General features: G+C 51.6%; 11 protein-coding genes. 1 reads left to right on the top strand and 10 read right to left on the bottom strand.

All coding sequences use genetic code 11. The features are described 5' to 3' along the window. Positions 1–27 precede the first annotated feature (27 nt). A complete protein-coding gene (locus KXJ70_RS14985; RefSeq protein WP_219044341.1) occupies positions 28–906 on the top strand; it encodes a DMT family transporter in 879 nt (292 codons plus the stop codon). Between the two features lie 28 nt (positions 907–934). Here KXJ70_RS14985 and KXJ70_RS14980 read toward each other — a convergent pair whose 3' ends face one another. The 10 genes from KXJ70_RS14980 to KXJ70_RS14935 all read right to left on the bottom strand — a co-directional run bounded on the left by KXJ70_RS14980 (position 935) and on the right by KXJ70_RS14935 (position 14,954). Continuing rightward, complete coding sequence (locus KXJ70_RS14980) at positions 935–2,656, bottom strand: BatD family protein (RefSeq protein ID WP_219044340.1); 1,722 nt, start codon at positions 2,654–2,656, stop codon at positions 935–937. 37 nt (positions 2,657–2,693) lie between these two features. Then, complete coding sequence (locus KXJ70_RS14975) at positions 2,694–4,748, bottom strand: VWA domain-containing protein (protein ID WP_219044339.1); 2,055 nt, start codon at positions 4,746–4,748, stop codon at positions 2,694–2,696. Continuing rightward, the gene (locus tag KXJ70_RS14970) at positions 4,745–5,776 is read right to left on the bottom strand and encodes a VWA domain-containing protein (RefSeq protein ID WP_219044338.1); all 1,032 of its coding nucleotides are present in this window, start codon (positions 5,774–5,776) and stop codon (positions 4,745–4,747) included. The genes KXJ70_RS14975 and KXJ70_RS14970 overlap by 4 nt, the downstream gene beginning before the upstream one ends. Beyond that, the gene (locus KXJ70_RS14965; RefSeq protein ID WP_219044337.1) at positions 5,769–6,284 is read right to left on the bottom strand and encodes a DUF4381 domain-containing protein; all 516 of its coding nucleotides are present in this window, start codon (positions 6,282–6,284) and stop codon (positions 5,769–5,771) included. Before KXJ70_RS14965 ends, KXJ70_RS14970 begins: the two co-directional genes overlap by 8 nt. Further along, the gene (locus KXJ70_RS14960) at positions 6,281–7,231 is read right to left on the bottom strand and encodes a DUF58 domain-containing protein (protein WP_219044336.1); all 951 of its coding nucleotides are present in this window, start codon (positions 7,229–7,231) and stop codon (positions 6,281–6,283) included. Before KXJ70_RS14960 ends, KXJ70_RS14965 begins: the two co-directional genes overlap by 4 nt. Then, on the bottom strand, positions 7,228–8,184 hold the full coding sequence (locus tag KXJ70_RS14955) for an AAA family ATPase (RefSeq protein WP_219044335.1): 957 nt from the start codon (positions 8,182–8,184) through the stop codon (positions 7,228–7,230). The genes KXJ70_RS14960 and KXJ70_RS14955 overlap by 4 nt, the downstream gene beginning before the upstream one ends. A gap of 131 nt (positions 8,185–8,315) precedes the next feature. Beyond that, entirely contained in the window at positions 8,316–9,761 is a 1,446-nt protein-coding gene (locus tag KXJ70_RS14950; RefSeq protein ID WP_219044334.1) for a wax ester/triacylglycerol synthase family O-acyltransferase, read from the bottom strand. Between the two features lie 497 nt (positions 9,762–10,258). After that, the gene (locus tag KXJ70_RS14945) at positions 10,259–12,475 is read right to left on the bottom strand and encodes a TonB-dependent receptor (RefSeq protein ID WP_219044333.1); all 2,217 of its coding nucleotides are present in this window, start codon (positions 12,473–12,475) and stop codon (positions 10,259–10,261) included. 208 nt (positions 12,476–12,683) lie between these two features. Continuing rightward, positions 12,684–13,439 carry an SDR family NAD(P)-dependent oxidoreductase gene (locus tag KXJ70_RS14940; protein WP_219044332.1) on the bottom strand — a complete coding sequence of 252 codons (756 nt, stop codon included), beginning with the start codon at positions 13,437–13,439 and terminating at the stop codon, positions 12,684–12,686. 45 nt (positions 13,440–13,484) lie between these two features. Next, positions 13,485–14,954 carry a flavin-containing monooxygenase gene (locus tag KXJ70_RS14935; RefSeq protein WP_219044331.1) on the bottom strand — a complete coding sequence of 490 codons (1,470 nt, stop codon included), beginning with the start codon at positions 14,952–14,954 and terminating at the stop codon, positions 13,485–13,487. Positions 14,955–15,010 lie beyond the last annotated feature (56 nt).

Raw genomic sequence — 15,010 nt, 5'->3', positions numbered from 1 at the left:
CCTGCGATTAATATAAGAGAGCTTTGCTTGTTAACCCTCAGCCTTGAACGAAAACAATTACTCAGTGGTTTATTGTTGTCGCTGGTGACCGTCTTTTTTTCAAGCACTGTTGCGGCGGTGGGTAAGCATGTGTCGCAGGAGGTGCATGTCTCCGCCATTGTGCTTGTGCAGTACGGCATTAGCTTTTTATTCGCGCTACCTGCAGTGCTGCGAGCTGGCCGCTCCGGTGTGGTAACAAGTCGTCCCGGCTTGCATATTGTAAGAGGGGTAAGCGGCTGTGCGTGTTTCTATTTGTACTATATTGCGCTCAGTAAAATATCACTGGTTGAGGCAACCTTGCTGCGATCGTCTGCGCCGTTAATGGTGCCATTGGTGATCTACCTGTGGTTTAGTGAACGGCTTCGCAAGGAAACCTGGCCGCCTTTGGTGGTGGGCTTTGTCGGCGTGGTCCTTGTGCTTAAGCCAGGTTTTACCGGCTTAAGTTTGTGGCATTTGTTGGCGCTGCTATCAGGCTTGGGTCTGGCGGTATCGATGGTTAGTACCCGAGTGTTGGCTCAGCATGAGCCGCAGAACCGTATTTTATTTTATTACTTTAGTATCTCCTTGTTGGTCAGTCTGCCGTTTTTCATTTGGAACTATCAGCCTATTCCCCTATCTGCTTGGCCGGGATTATTGTATATGGGTGTCGCTATTTACCTGAGTTTTGTCATGTACACCTTGGCATATCGCTATGTATCTGCGGCCGCCTTAGCACCAATAAGCTATTTCGGGGTTGTGTTTAGCGGCCTATTGGACTGGTTAATTTGGGATCATATTCCCGATGTGCTAACTCTCTTCGGTATCGCTTTTGTGGTCTCAGGTGGGGTGTTGGTTCTTAGGTATAAAGTGACACCTGCGCCAGCTTAGACGCAGAGTATCGGCTTTTCAGTGACGCTTAGCTTTTATATAGCGGGGAAAGTGCTGGTTCAGCTAGGTGTGCGGCTGGCTTGCTGCGCGCCTTTTTGACTGCGTTTATGATGGTACTAGGGTCTATGGTGATCGCCTGCCCAGAAAATAAATGGGCGTCGAGTTGTCGGCATGGCTCTTCAAGTTCAGGTATGGCTTTCGCTATCTCGCTCAATGTCATCACGCGCTTAAAGTGGCAGCTTGCCCAGTGTGTTAGGGCATTGCGTAACTCTTTGTGCTCAGCCTTAATTTTTAGGCAGCGCTCCAGTGATTTGAAAGCTTTGCTCTCGTTTTGAGTGCTACTTTCCGGCGCGCTAATCGGGCTGGCAGGGCGATGCCGTCCACGCCACCACGCTGCCGCAAAAGCGATATTGCTGAGTAACAACATGGCGATAACAGTCCATAGTAGCGAGGAGTTATACGCTTGTGTGCTGTCGACGACATTCGCTTTAGCAGTGTCGTTATCGGCAGTGGGATTATTGACTTTATCGGTGGCATTGTTCGAGGCAATTTCGCCAATCGAGGCCGTGCCGTCGCTGGTATTTGCCAGCGCGGGCGCTACTGTGAATCGACGCTCAGGAAGTACGGCAAATTCCGCGCTGTCTGTATCGGTATTCCACCATGCGAGACGAACCTCTGGAAGCACAAAATCGCCAGCGCGGGTGGGAATGATAGCAAGGGATTCGCTGCGAATTCCGGTCCAGTGCGATTGCTCGTCACCTTTTTCAATTTTGGCTTGGTCTGGATAGAGTTTGGCATTCTGTAAATCTATAATAGGTAGCGCAGGCAGTTGTGAGCCCAGCAGGCCGTCAGCGTTGATATTGATAGTGCGGGTAACAGAGTCACCGACTTTAAGTTTGTCGGGATCCTTACTCCAGCTTTCTTCTATTTCAACTTCTTTGGCTGGCAACCACACCGAACCAGTAAATTCCGCGGGTGGAGGTGAGACTTTTACCCGGTGTTGGCCGCTGCGTTTTACCACCAATCTGCCCGGGTCGAGCATCGAGGGTCGGTAGCCTTCAACCCGCGCTTGCAAGGTAAGGCTGGGAATGGAGAGCGTGCCGCTAACTTGTGGGTATATGCTGTAGCGCCGTTCGATAACTTGAAAGTAGCGACCGTTGATTAGAGTTTGATAGCGTTGCTCGCCATTGGCCTCAACCACTGCATTGTCGACCTCGGGCGCGTCTAGCGAAGCGTCGAGTATATTCACCGAGGTAAATATTTTTACGGTGTACTGCAGCTCCTGCTGCACGTAAGCATTGCGAGGGGTGATGTCAGATTCAAGATAGATGCTATCGCTATTGGCTTGTTGAGATTTTGCGGCCTTGCTTACCGATATTGTGATGGGGCGGGTTTTGTACTTTCCCATCGGGAGAGCGGGTATTGTCAGGGTGCCTTCGCGTTTTGCGACCAGGGTATAGTCCCATTGTCGGCTACTATTCACCTTGCCATTGATAATATTGGTGCGGCTGCTCTGCTGTTTATTAATAATGTGAAAGTCTGCATCTAGCGCACTGACATCTGGTTCGCCGGAAAACAAAATGCTGTCTGCCACAAGCGATAGGGTGAAGGTTTCTTCGCTGGAAACTTGATTGCGATCAACGCTGGCGCGCACATTGGTTTCTGCGTAAGCGTTGTTCATCTGGCACAGGAGTAGTAGCAATACCGCCAATATTGGGCGAGTAAGAATATTTAGGAGGCTGTTTGGCATAAACGCTTTCCTGCGATGCGCATGGTCTGTTGTCGAATTAATAGGGTGCATAGTCTTCATTACCGCCTTGCTGTTCGCCGCGCTGCTGACGTTCTAAATGTTGGTAGCGAAATTTATTGCGCAATAAATTCCCCGGGTTGTCAGGGATTTTTCGCAGCCATTGCTCACGAGCCTGCTCCTCTTCGGTAAGCGGCTCGTCGCTCTCCATGGCAGCTTGCGCAGTTTGTTTGTCGGCAGCTTGGCCCTGTGTCTTGTTGTCTTGATTGGCTTGTAATGCGTTTTGAACGGCTTCGTTTTGTTCGGCCGCCTGCTTAGCATAGTCTTCTGCTAACTGTTCTTGGCGCTCCCGCGCTTGATCTTCTTCGGCCTTAGCCTGTTCACTTTGTTGCTCTGCCGATGCTTGTTCACCATCATCTTGCTCGCGGTCGTTTTCCTGTTGATCAGACGATGAATTATTTTCCTGATTCGCCTCTTGCTCAGAATTTTGATTGTCTTTGTTCTGCGAATCACCCTGTTGATTTTGTGACGGCGAGTCTTGCGAATTATTTTCATTAGAATCTGAGCTTTCAGATTCAGAGCTCTCTGAGTCAGAACTTTCGCTATCTTGATTCTGATTATTCTCACCTTGGCTTTCTTGGTTCTGCTTCTGCTGATCTTGCTTGTCGTTTTGGTCTTGATTCTGGTCTTTTGATTGCTGCTGATTTTGTTCTTGTTGTTTCTTCAGCTCTTCTACTATTTTTTTATTCGTTTGAGCGTCGATAAGATCCGGATTTTTTTCCAGTGCGGCCTGGTAGGCGGCAATGGCCTCATCGAGTTTGCCGGCCTTGGCAAGCGCGTTCCCGCGGTTGTAGTGGCCGTCTGCGTTGTCAAACTGGGAGTAGCTTTGTGCGGCGGCCTCAAAGTCGCCGGCGCGATACTGCGCGGCGGCTTTCCATTCCGGGTTTTCAAATTTTTCAGCGGCGGCTTGCGGCTCAGTTGCTAGTATTTTTGCCGCTTGCTGATCTGGGGTCTGCCACAGATCAGTAAACTCAAAGGCATTGGCCTTGCTGGGTTGAAGGATAAGCAGAGCCGGAAGCAGCAGGGGTAAAAAGCTGGCCAGCCAGCTTTTACGAAAACCGAGCAGCGCAAAGGGCAGTAGCAATAATACCAGCCAGGGGCCGGCGTCTTTCCATTGATCGTAATTGCGTTCAGTGCGGCTATCCGCTTCGGCGCTCAGACTTGTAGCGGTATCGACGGAGAGCGCTTTTATATCGCTGTCGTCTAAACTGAGTTCTCGGTAATCACCGCCACCCGCCGATGCAAGGCTTTGTAATTCGCCTGCGCTCAGTGCCGGGACAATAATGTTGCCGTCCTTGTCCCGTGCAAAGCCACCGCCTGGTAGGGGAATGGGCGCGCCATCCTCGGTGCCAACAGCGAGTACTGAAAGAGGGTAGTCGCTGTTGCCAAGGAAGGATTCTATGCCATCAAGTTGTCGGCCATTAATGCCGTCGCTAATGAGTAATATCCGGCCATTCGCGCCACTGCGATCCAGCAGGTCTTTGGCGAGGCTAATTCCTGCGAGAGGGTTGCTGCCGGGCAGTGGCATCATGCCGGGATTAAGGCCGGGAATCAGTGTGAGCAGCGTGTTTACATCGTCGGTGAGTGGCGCCACAACAAAAGCGTCGCCGGCAAATACCACCAAACCGGTTTGGCCGTCGCGCCGTAAATGCAAGATGTCGCGCAACTTAAAGCGCGCCTGACCCATGCGTGAAGGTTGTATATCTTCGGCCAGCATCGATGGCGATAAATCCAACACTACCACCAGGCCGTCGGTATTTTTATGGAGGGGCGAGGGGGCTTTCTCCCAGGCCGGACCTAGCAGAGCCAACCACGTCAGCACGGCGGCGATAAGTAAAATAAGCGCAGATCGGCGGGGCTTGCCACTCGGTTTGCCGTCGAGCAAAAAGGGCAATAGAGCAGGGTCAATATGCTTTTGCCAACTGCGTTGTTGAAATTGCTGGCGGCTGAGGAGTAGGGCGCAGATTAGCAGTGGGATCGCTGTCCACACTAGTTCTGGTCGAATCCAGTGTAATTCCAGGCCGGCGATGTTCATGCAGCCCCCTCACTTTGTCCGCGTGTATTAAACGGCCAGTTGCGGCTCAGTGCTAACAACAGCATGGCGGCAGCCGCAAAAAATAGTGGCCAGTGCAGCAGTGATTTTTCCGGGCGCAGCATTTCCTGTTCTTGTTCAACGGGTTCTAGTGCGGCAATTGCATCGTAGGCCGCTTGGAGTTCGGCGGGGTTGCGAGCGCGAAAATATTCGCCGCCGGTTTTGCTGGCAATGGTTTGCAGCGTGTCTTCGTCTAAATCGGCAGAGGGGTTTACGGTGCGCGCGCCAAAACTGCTGCCAAAGATGCCTGGCACTTTCATTTCAGTGGCGCCAACGCCAATGGTGTAAATCTTAATTTTTTCGGCGGCGGCGAGCTCGGCGGCTTTTAGTGGTTTTAAGGTACTGGCGGTATCTGCACCGTCGGTGAGTAAGATTAATACACGGCTGTTTTCCGGCCGTTGACGCAGCCGTTTTATGGCAAAGCCGATAGCGTCACCAATGGCTGTCTGCTTGCCTGCAAAGCCCACTTGGGCTTCATTCATCAAGGTGCTGAGGGTTTCTAAATCGAAGGACAGCGGCGACTGAATATAGGGATTGGAGCCAAACAAAATCAGTCCTAATTTATCCCCTTGGCGCTGTCGAACAAACTCATTCACAACCGCTTTGACCACGGCAATCCGCGGCAAGCCCTGGTCTTTAATAATCATGTCTTCCTGGCTCATTGAGCCAGAGATGTCGACTGCCAGCATCAGATCTCGGCCAGTGGTAGGCATGGCGACGGGTTCGCCAATCCAGATTGGTCGTGCTGCGCCGGCGAGCAGGGCTAGCCATACCAGGCTGAGCAAAATGAGGTTTCCATAATTGCCGCTGCGAATCGGGCCGCTGTCCTCGCTGCCCAAGCTGCGCAGCTGCGCAAAAAAAGGTACCCGCAATGCGGCCGCCGTATTTTGGCTATGTGGTTTTGACAGCCACCTCACCAGCAGAGGTAGGGGAATTAATAAAAAGACCAGCGGCCACTGAAATTCAAACATGGTGGCTCCGGTGACGTTTTATCCACACCGTACTTTCTGCAATAAGAACGTCGCGGGGGAGTGATTGGGCCGCAGACTGATAAGCCGCGTTTAGCATCGCCTCCATGGCGGTATCGGTGAACGCGGGTTTGTCACCGCAACTTCGATATAGAAAATCAGTCCATTTATCACCGCTTAAGCCGGCGATATTTTTATTTGCGTAGCTATGCAGTGCGACACGGCGCAGTAGTTGATTGAGTTGCTGTGCAAATTCCTGATTATTTTCTACGGCCTTAAGCGCAAATAATTCAGCGAGCGCTGCGCGCCGGAATGCATTTTTACGGCGGTAGTGACGAAGGTAAAGCACCGCTGCCAAGGTGACAAAGATGATTGCAGCGATCACTAGCCACCAGCCTGGTGCCCAGGGAAAGCTGGCCACGGGTGGCGGTAAATGAATATCAGCGAGCTGATCCAATGGCGATGATTGGCCTGCAGTAGGATTTAGTGCGGCTAGATTATTTGCGTTCATCCCCGCCCCAGTCCGCGCTGAAGTGTTTGAAAGTATGCGGCGTCGGTTGAAAGCGCAATATGGTGAATACCGCCTCTTTTCAGGCTGGCTTGTAATTCGTGACTTTCTTGCCGATGCCGATTGAGGAATTGTTCGCGCAGGCTATTTGTCAGGCGCATTTGTAAGCGTTCGCGACCGTTGCTGACAGGGTAGTTGCCGTTGGCGGGTAAGCTTTCTTCCATTGGATCGCTGATGGATATAGCGATCACGTCGTTGTGGCGGGCCATTAAATGCAATTGGCGTTCGGCTTGCCTTTGATAACCAGCGAAATCACTGACGACATAGACCGTGGAGCCGGGGCGAGTAATACGCCGCATTTCTTCAAAGGCAGTGGCCAAGCTCTGGTCGCTGGCGATATCAGGCGCGGCGCTTGCGTGGCTGAGGGTTTGGTTATATTCGGCCGCGGTGTGGATAAAATTGAGCACTGCGCGATGGCTGCGACGCGGCCGCACTTCGCGGTGGTGTTCATCGGCAAATACCAGGCCACCAACCCGGTCATTGTTTTCTAGTCCCGCCCACGCGAGGGTGGCGGCAACGTGACAGGCCAGTACCGATTTAAAGCAATGGCGACTGCCAAAAAACATGCTGGCGCGCTGATCCAAACATAGCACAACCGGCCGTTCTTTTTCTTCTTCAAAAATCTTGGTGTGCGCCTTTGCCGTGCGGGCTGTCACCCGCCAATCGATGTGGCGAATTTCATCGCCACCTTGATATTCGCGCACGTGGTGAAATGCCAAGCCGCGGCCCTTAAATGGCGAAGCGTGATTGCCGCCCTGTTTGGCAAAGTGGCGCCGGCGCGGTGTCGCCTTTAGTTTTGTGGCGCCAAAGCGGGTGTGAATCAGCGCCTGCTGATCGACGATTGCGCCTTTCACCGGTGCGCTAAAATCACTGCGCAGGGGGCTGTTCATGCCACTGGCACCACCTGCAGAAGGCGGTCAATAATGTCGTCTTTGCGGATGCCGTCGGCCTCGGCTTCAAAGCTCAGAATCAGGCGGTGACGGAGCACATCGTGTGCGATCGCTTGGACATCGTCAGGGCTGACGTAGTCGCGACCATTTAGCCAAGCATGGGCGCGGGAGCAGCGATCCAATGCAATCGTCGCGCGAGGGCTGGCGCCAACTTCTATCCAGTTACCGAGGTCGGCGTCTAGGGTTTTCGCGTCTCGGCTGGCTACTACCAGCTGAACCATATACTCCTCGACGGCGTCTGCCATATGCAGATCTAGGACCTGCTTGCGGGCAGCGAGCAGGGTTTCTTGGCTGAGCGGGTTGGGAGTGTCAATTTCGCCCTTGGCTTCTGCGCGCACCCTGCGGAGAATTTCCAATTCCGCTGCAGCATTGGGGTAGGCCACATTCACGTGCATTAAAAAGCGGTCAAGCTGGGCTTCCGGGAGTGGGTAAGTGCCCTCTTGCTCAAGGGGGTTTTGGGTGGCCATTACCAGGAATAGTGCCGGTAGGGGCAAGGTCTTACTGCCAACACTGACCTGTCGTTCGGCCATTGCTTCTAATAAAGCTGACTGCACCTTGGCGGGAGCTCTGTTGATTTCGTCGGCCAGCACCAAATTGTGAAAAATTGGCCCCGGTTGAAATTCAAATACACCGGTTTCGGGGCGGTATATATCACTACCGGTCACGTCGCCAGGCAGCAGGTCAGGGGTAAACTGAATGCGTTGGAAGCTTGCATCAATCCCGTCCGACAAGGTTTTAATCGCCTTGGTTTTTGCTAAGCCGGGCGCACCTTCAACCAGTAGATGGCCGTCTGCCAGCAGGGCAATTAGCAGGCGGTCGACCAGGCTTTGTTGGCCAATAATCTGAGAAGTCAGCCAGTTGCGTAATTGGCCGATGGATTGTTTTTCCGTCATTGGGGGTTTCCCTTGCCGAGCGAGTGTCATTATCTTTTCTTGTGACATTAAAAATGGGGTTTTGCTCGCGCATTTCAAGGGAAAATTTAGTTTTGCTTTAATTTAATGCCCAATCCCTTAAATTTGCTGGTTTAAGCCCGCTTAGCTAGCGGGCTGTGGCTGCTACTTGCCGCTCGACTAACCGCTTCATCTAGAGCTTCATAAGATTCCTGTAGGCAGCGCCGATATATCTCGGGCTCGGTCAATGAACTGGGGCTGCTCAGCACCGACAGGGTCATTACCCCGTTGTAGCTGGTGGCCACATGAAACAGGCCCAAGTGGTCGATAATGAGCCCCAGGCACATCATATCTACCATTTTGGCATCGTTAAAATACAGCGGAACGGGAGGCCCAGGCACGTTGCTGACAATCGTGCAGGCGGGTGCGGCAATGCCGCCGGGCCAGTAGGCGAGAGAAGACAGCGTGCGCAGTGTTGCGGCGCCGAGGCTATTGGGCATTTCCCGCACCAGCGACGTAATGGCTGTGCGGCCAATGGATTTAGAAAAATCTTTGGCGTTGTTGGCCGCGTCTCGAACCGCTTGCAGGCGTTGCAGCGGACATTCGATGTCGGTGCGTAAATTGGCGAGCAACATACTGATTGCATTGCCGGCGACATTGCTGTCGCGATTGCGCACATTTACTGGGACCATCGATGCCAACGGGTTTTCCGGCAGACTATTCAGCGCAATCAGATAGCGCCGCAAGGCGCCGCCAACAATGCTGAGCATGACGTGATTAACCGTGGTGTGGGGATAGTGACGCCGAATTTGGCGCAGCCGACAGAAATCAAAACGCAGCAGCAAGATATTTCGCTCTGCATCGATACGGGTATTGAAAGGCGATTTTTGCCAGCTTACCTTGGGCGTGTGATCGCTAATTTTGAGGCTGGCGGCCTTTTTAAACGAGGGAATCAGCGTGCGTGCCTGCCGTGTCAGATTGATAGGTTTGCGAAGATTATTGATACAGGCTTGGCGGCCTAGCGCCCACTGGCTTGGCATCGTATCAGGCTGCCAGTCATCCGTTTGCTCGCTCGGCGAAAAAGGCTGGGGGGCTAAATTGTGTAGGCCCGCTAAAATTTCCGTACCGGAAACCCCGTCCATTGCCGCGTGATGTACTTTTAAGTATAAGCCGAAGGTACCTTTGTCATAGCCTTTTAAGGTGCCGAGACCATGTATGACGTGTACCTCCCAAAGTGGCCGAGTCATGTTCATGGCTTGGGCGTGTAGGTTCGCTAACAGGGATTCCAAGTCGCCGTCGTGGTCTTTAATCGAATGGCTGAATATATGGTGCTTGAGGTCAAAATTCTGATCTTCAATCCAGTAGGGGTGATCCATACCATACGATACGTTAAACAAGCGGCGTCTAAAAATCGGGGAAGTCGATAGTCGCTCTTGGAAACTCTGGTGTATTTCCTGCTGTAAAAAGTTTTTATGTTTGGTTGTGCTGGGTTTATAAACTGAAAAAGCAGCAATATGCATGGGCGCGTGTTGACGTTCGTTCAAGGCAAAAAAGGCATCTAGGCCGTCTAATTGTTGCATAGTGCTGTGCTTCCTTATTCTGATTTAGCTACCGAAACTAGAGTAAGAACATTTTATGGCGGCGATGTGTCAGTCAGTGACTGATTTAAAATAGGTGTGAATTCGCTATCTGATTGTGACTAGTCATCGCGATAAAAATTCAGCAATAACTGCGCCATATTTGTGAAGGGTTTGAATGCAGAGCAAATTTAATGTCTTCGTAGAGTTTGAGGGGGCTCGTTACCGTCGCAAGGTGATTTCCGAGGAGGCCGATATTAATACGCGATGAGTTTCATCTGCGTCATTTAATAGCTTGGGGTTTTGCGTTGGTCGGGGGGAGGGTGGTAGAGCGGATATTTATAAAGTGAGATGTCGTCCGGTAAAGCGTCGATGTGGCTAAGGCCACGTTCATGAGGTTTAGGGGCTGTTCACACTGCCAATTGAGTGTGAGCAGACCCTAGTAGTCCTTCAATATCACGTTGAAGGACTACTAGAGTGCTTAAAGTAATAAGCGATACTTAGAATGACAAGGTGACATCTACCCCGTAGCTGCGTGGCTCACCAAATATGGTGGTCACAAAGCCACTCTCCGCCCAGTCGATTTCGTGCGCGGCGTAGGTTTTGTTTTCCAAGTTTCTTCCCCAAAGTTGCACGCTAAGTTCGCTGTCGCCGATCGCGATATTACTCACGCCGAGGGTGGCGCTTAACAGGCCAACGTCGTCTTTGCGGGCAATGCCTTGGGTGCTGAAATAGTACTCGTCTTCCCAGCTGTAATTGACCGTGGCGCTGAGCTCGCCAATGGACACTGGGCGGGTGTAGTCAAGGCTCACGTTGTAGCTGTGTTGTGGCGCTGAGGGGACGTTCTTAGATTGAGATACTTCCTGTCCGTACTGAATGAAGGACTGATAGCTGGCGTCGAGATAACCGTAACTCACATTTAGTTGCAGGTCCCGGGTTAGCACGGCAGTTAAGTCCATTTCTGCACCGGACATTTCCGCTTCACCGGCGTTAAATGTGTCGGTCGCAATAATGTTGACTGGATCGCTTTGGTCTACCTGCAGATCGGTGTATTCATACCAGAATGCGGCAAGGTTGAGACGGATACGGCGATTGAGCAGCTCCGCCTTGCTGCCAATTTCGTAGGCCAATAGTTCTTCTGGCTCGAAACCGCCGGCAAAACGTGCCTCTGTGCCGCGAGTATTAAAACCGCCAGCGCGATAGGCCGTGGCGATTTTGGCGTAGGCATTGATGTCATCGCTAATATCGTAGGCTGCGGTGAAGCTGGGGGTAAATTTACTGGAGGTCTGGTCACCGCCCACAGTGGCGCCGTTTTGGTTGTTGTATAAATTGTCGTACTTGGTCGCTTCGCGTTTGTCACTGGTATAGCGCAAACCAAGGGTGAGATGCAGGCGTTGCTCTAGGATGTCAGGGGTGTATTCAAGTTGAGAAAACGCCGCGAGAGATTCTGCGCTGGCATCAATTTCGTAATACTCTTCGGCAATTTGCGGAAAGCCGCCCAGTGCGAGGAGGTTGAGGGAGGCCAGTTGGTCTTCGCTACCCTCTTCTTTGAAGTAATAGAGTCCGCCAACGTAGTCAATTTTTCCGTCGGCCATCGTGCCAAGGAATTGAATCTCTTGCGAGATCTGGTCTTGCACTTTGTCAGTGCGGGTATCGAGAATTTCTGCGCCGCTCGCAACCAGCGATGGGAACATGCCACCACTGAAGTGGTGCGCGCTGGCTGAATAATCTTGATAGGCAAACTCATCGAGATCTCGGTAGGCGGTAATTGATTTTACGGTGAGGTCGTCATTCACAAACCAGGTGGTCACTAAGCTGTGGCCGCTGACGTCATCTGAGCTGCTTTCTAAATTATTTACCGACAGGCTTGATTGGCGAGATTCGCGAGCGAAGGGTGCAAATCCAGCGCCATTGGCATTGGTAGTGCGGCTTAATTGGTAGGCGAGTTGGCCGCCTTCAATTTCTGACTGGTCATAGGCGTAGTCGATGCTCACCGCATCATTCACTAGCCAGCGAATGGCAATGCGTGCCGCCAGTTTTTGCTGTTCGCCAAAATCTTTACCGGCTCCGGTGTTTTCTACCCAGCCGTCTTCTGCGCTGCGACTGAATGCAGCGCGCATCATTAGGGTATCGCTAAGGGGAATATTGGCTTGGGTAAGCGAGCGCCAGTAACCGCGATTACCTTTGCTGAGCTTTTGTTTCAAGCTAAATTCTTCGTCTGGCTGTGCGCTGCGAATTGATATCGCACCGCCAGTGGTGTTGCGGCCGTAGAGAGTGCCCTGTGGTCCACGTAGTACTTCGATGGCTTGTACGTCGGCAATATCAGCGGTCAGGCCCGCCGAGCGTCCTAAATAAACACCGTCAAGATAAACTCCCACAGCGGGGTCTTTGGTAATTTGTAAGTCTGCATTACCCACGCCGCGTATAAAGGCAGTCAAGGAGTTGCGATTTGACGGGTGTGGAGCGGTCGACAAATTAGGAACGGCGCCCTGGATATCGCCAACATCGCTCACGCCTAGCTTTTCTAACTTTTCACTATCGAAGGCAAGTAGCGAAATTGGCGCGTCTTGCAGTGATTCAGATTTTTTCTGAGCAGTTACCACCACCTCTTCTAGTGTAAGGCCGTTGTCAGATTGCTGGGCATAGCTGCTGTTGACGCTTGCTACGACTGCAATTAGAGCGCCGGCCGATATGGCATAGGGTCGAAATGAAAACATATTTTACTCCGGATGAACCGTTATTATTTAAAATCTCAACTGAGAAAATGCAGCTATGACCTGCTTGGGTCAGGCAGCATTTTTCATAGCACTATTTATGTCATGGCAAAGCGCATTGGACATCGTTGACTTGGACTATTTGATGGTCGGAATCGTCTGAGCGAATTAGCGAGAAAAAGAGGCTGCCGCGAACGGCAGCCAAGACCACTCACCTGGGATGCGGAGCGAATTTGCGACCGATACTGAAACCACCATCAACTGCGATGGTTTGGCCGTTTACGAATGAAGCGGCACTTGAGGCGAGAAAAGCAATCACACTGGCGACTTCCTCTGCGCGACCAGCTCGACCTTGCAAATGCCAACTCACAAATTTTTCATGCAGTTGCGGGTCGAGGGCGATGTCCTTGGTCATCGCCGTTTCGATGAGTCCCGGCGCCACACTATTGCATCTAATACCTTGGCTGGCATAGTCAGCGGTGATGCTGCGGGTTAACTGAATAACACCGCCTTTAGACACATTGTAGGCAACGTTGTTATCGCAAGCCTCCAGTCCAAAAATACTGGCAACATTGATAATGCTGCCGCTGCCCTGGGCCAGCATTACCGGTAGAACGTATTTGCACATCAGCATGGTGCCGCTCAGGTTTATATTGAGTACTTTTTGCCACTGGGCCATATCTACTTCGGCTAAGCCACCCCAGCCGCTAATCCCAGCGCAGTTAACAAGGGTATCAATTCCGGCGAATTCGTCGGCAAGTTGATTAACGGTACTGCGAATCGCGCTCTCTAGCTCAACATTTAAACTGATGAAATGAATATTGTTAGACCGCCATTTTTCTGCAGTAGCCTCTGATGGTGGGTTAATATCGCAGGCGATAGCAGTAGCGCCACTTGCAGCTAAAATATCTACGCTAGCTAGGCCAATGCCTGAGCAGGCTCCGGTGATAAGAGCGACGTTTCTCATTTTTTCTTCTCGCTTTTTATATTTTGTTGAATGAATTAATCAGCGTTACCCGAGGCAATAGGCTGCAAAATCAGGTTTTTGCATAGCTTCTTTAAACTGAGATCGCGTCCACGGCCAAGTGGCTGGAATCCCCTGAGCGTCTAAATACCAGCTTTGGCAACCGGAACCAAAAATCGATTTTTTAGCGGCGGCGATACGTGCTTCATCAAATTTGCTTAAGGCGGATTGCGACGCACTGACTTTGCGACATTCGCCATTTTCTACCAGAGCCATGAGTTGACTAATGTAGTGCCACTGATGCTCGGCTATTTCGATAAGCGAGAAATTGCCGACCGGGCCGCTGGGCCCATTCAACATAAAGAAGTTGGGGAAGTCAGGGATAGATACTGACATATAGGCGCTTGGCCGCTCCGACCAAGCCTGCTCCAGCGTGACACCATTCTCGCCGGTGATTGTCATTGGGCGCATAAAGCGGTCTGCTTCAAAACCGGTGGCTAGGACAATCACATCAAACTCTCTTAGCGTACCGTCGGCGCTGCGAATACCGTTTTCTTCTATTTTATTCACGCCCTCGAGCAAGATGTCGACATTGGACTTTTGCGCGGCAACGTAAAAGTTTTCTGAATAAATAAGTCGTTTACAGGCGGCGCGATACTGGGGGCGCAGCTTCTCTCGCAACTCTGGATCGCTAATTGATTGTTCCAAATTCTGGGTCACTATATTTTCAATTTCGTGCATGGCGGCGGAGTCTGGTTCTGTTATAGCCACCGAGAAGCGCTCTATATTAGCTTCCAGTTCAGGATCGTTTTGAATGCCTTTCAAGGCGACGGGATCGTTACGAAATAGCGCCTTTTCCTCTTCACTAAACACGCCATTCACGACCGGCATAATCCATTGGGGCGTGCGTTGGTAGTGACAGAGATTGGCGGCGCGATCTGCTAAGGCCGTCACTATCTGCACACCGGTTGAGCCGGTGCCGACAACGGCGATCCGTTTGTTGTCTAGTGCTACTGAATGATCCCAGCGAGCGCTGTGAAAAATATCGCCTTTAAACGTCTCCATTCCTTCAATACGGGGTATGCGTGGATGGTGCAACACGCCGGTGGCGGCAATAACAAAGTCTGCGCAGTCGCTATTCCCGCGAGATGTTTTTATACGCCATTGATCGTCAGAAAATTCGCACTGGGTTATTTCCTCGTTAAAGGAAATAATGTCTTCAAGATTATATTTGGCGACCACCGATTCAAAATAGGCCTGAACCTCCGCGCCTGGTGGTAGATGCCGGCTCCACTCGGGGTTGGGGGCAAAAGAATAGGTGTAAGAGTGCGATGGCACATCGCAGGTCAAACCTGGATAGGTGTTTTCGCGCCAAGTGCCACCGATACGGTCAGCTTTTTCGTAAACACGGATATTGTGTTTGCCTGCTTCACGAAGCTTTATTGCAGCGAGAATGCCCGCCATACCGGCGCCGATAATGACGTAGCGATGTTGTCTATTGGCGTTATTGTTAGTCATTTAAGTGCTACCCTTTATAAGCAAAACTAGTGAACTAGTTTCATCCTATTCCGCTT

It is taken from the genome of Zhongshania aquimaris (genome assembly GCF_019312595.1).
GTDB classification, from domain to species: Bacteria; Pseudomonadota; Gammaproteobacteria; order Pseudomonadales; family Spongiibacteraceae; genus Spongiibacter; species Spongiibacter aquimaris.
The sequence above is the reverse complement of the archived record's forward strand: the minus strand, read 5'-3'. Positions and strand labels throughout refer to the sequence as shown.

Coding starts and splice junctions, on each gene's coding strand:
- KXJ70_RS14970 (WP_219044338.1), bottom strand. CDS start 5,776: ATGTTTGAATTTCAGTGGCCGCTGGTCTTTTTATTAATTCCCCTACCT.
- KXJ70_RS14955 (WP_219044335.1), bottom strand. CDS start 8,184: ATGACGGAAAAACAATCCATCGGCCAATTACGCAACTGGCTGACTTCT.
- KXJ70_RS14950 (WP_219044334.1), bottom strand. CDS start 9,761: ATGCAACAATTAGACGGCCTAGATGCCTTTTTTGCCTTGAACGAACGT.
- KXJ70_RS14960 (WP_219044336.1), bottom strand. CDS start 7,231: ATGAACAGCCCCCTGCGCAGTGATTTTAGCGCACCGGTGAAAGGCGCA.
- KXJ70_RS14965 (WP_219044337.1), bottom strand. CDS start 6,284: ATGAACGCAAATAATCTAGCCGCACTAAATCCTACTGCAGGCCAATCA.
- KXJ70_RS14945 (WP_219044333.1), bottom strand. CDS start 12,475: ATGTTTTCATTTCGACCCTATGCCATATCGGCCGGCGCTCTAATTGCA.
- KXJ70_RS14935 (WP_219044331.1), bottom strand. CDS start 14,954: ATGACTAACAATAACGCCAATAGACAACATCGCTACGTCATTATCGGC.
- KXJ70_RS14975 (WP_219044339.1), bottom strand. CDS start 4,748: ATGAACATCGCCGGCCTGGAATTACACTGGATTCGACCAGAACTAGTG.
- KXJ70_RS14980 (WP_219044340.1), bottom strand. CDS start 2,656: ATGCCAAACAGCCTCCTAAATATTCTTACTCGCCCAATATTGGCGGTA.
- KXJ70_RS14940 (WP_219044332.1), bottom strand. CDS start 13,439: ATGAGAAACGTCGCTCTTATCACCGGAGCCTGCTCAGGCATTGGCCTA.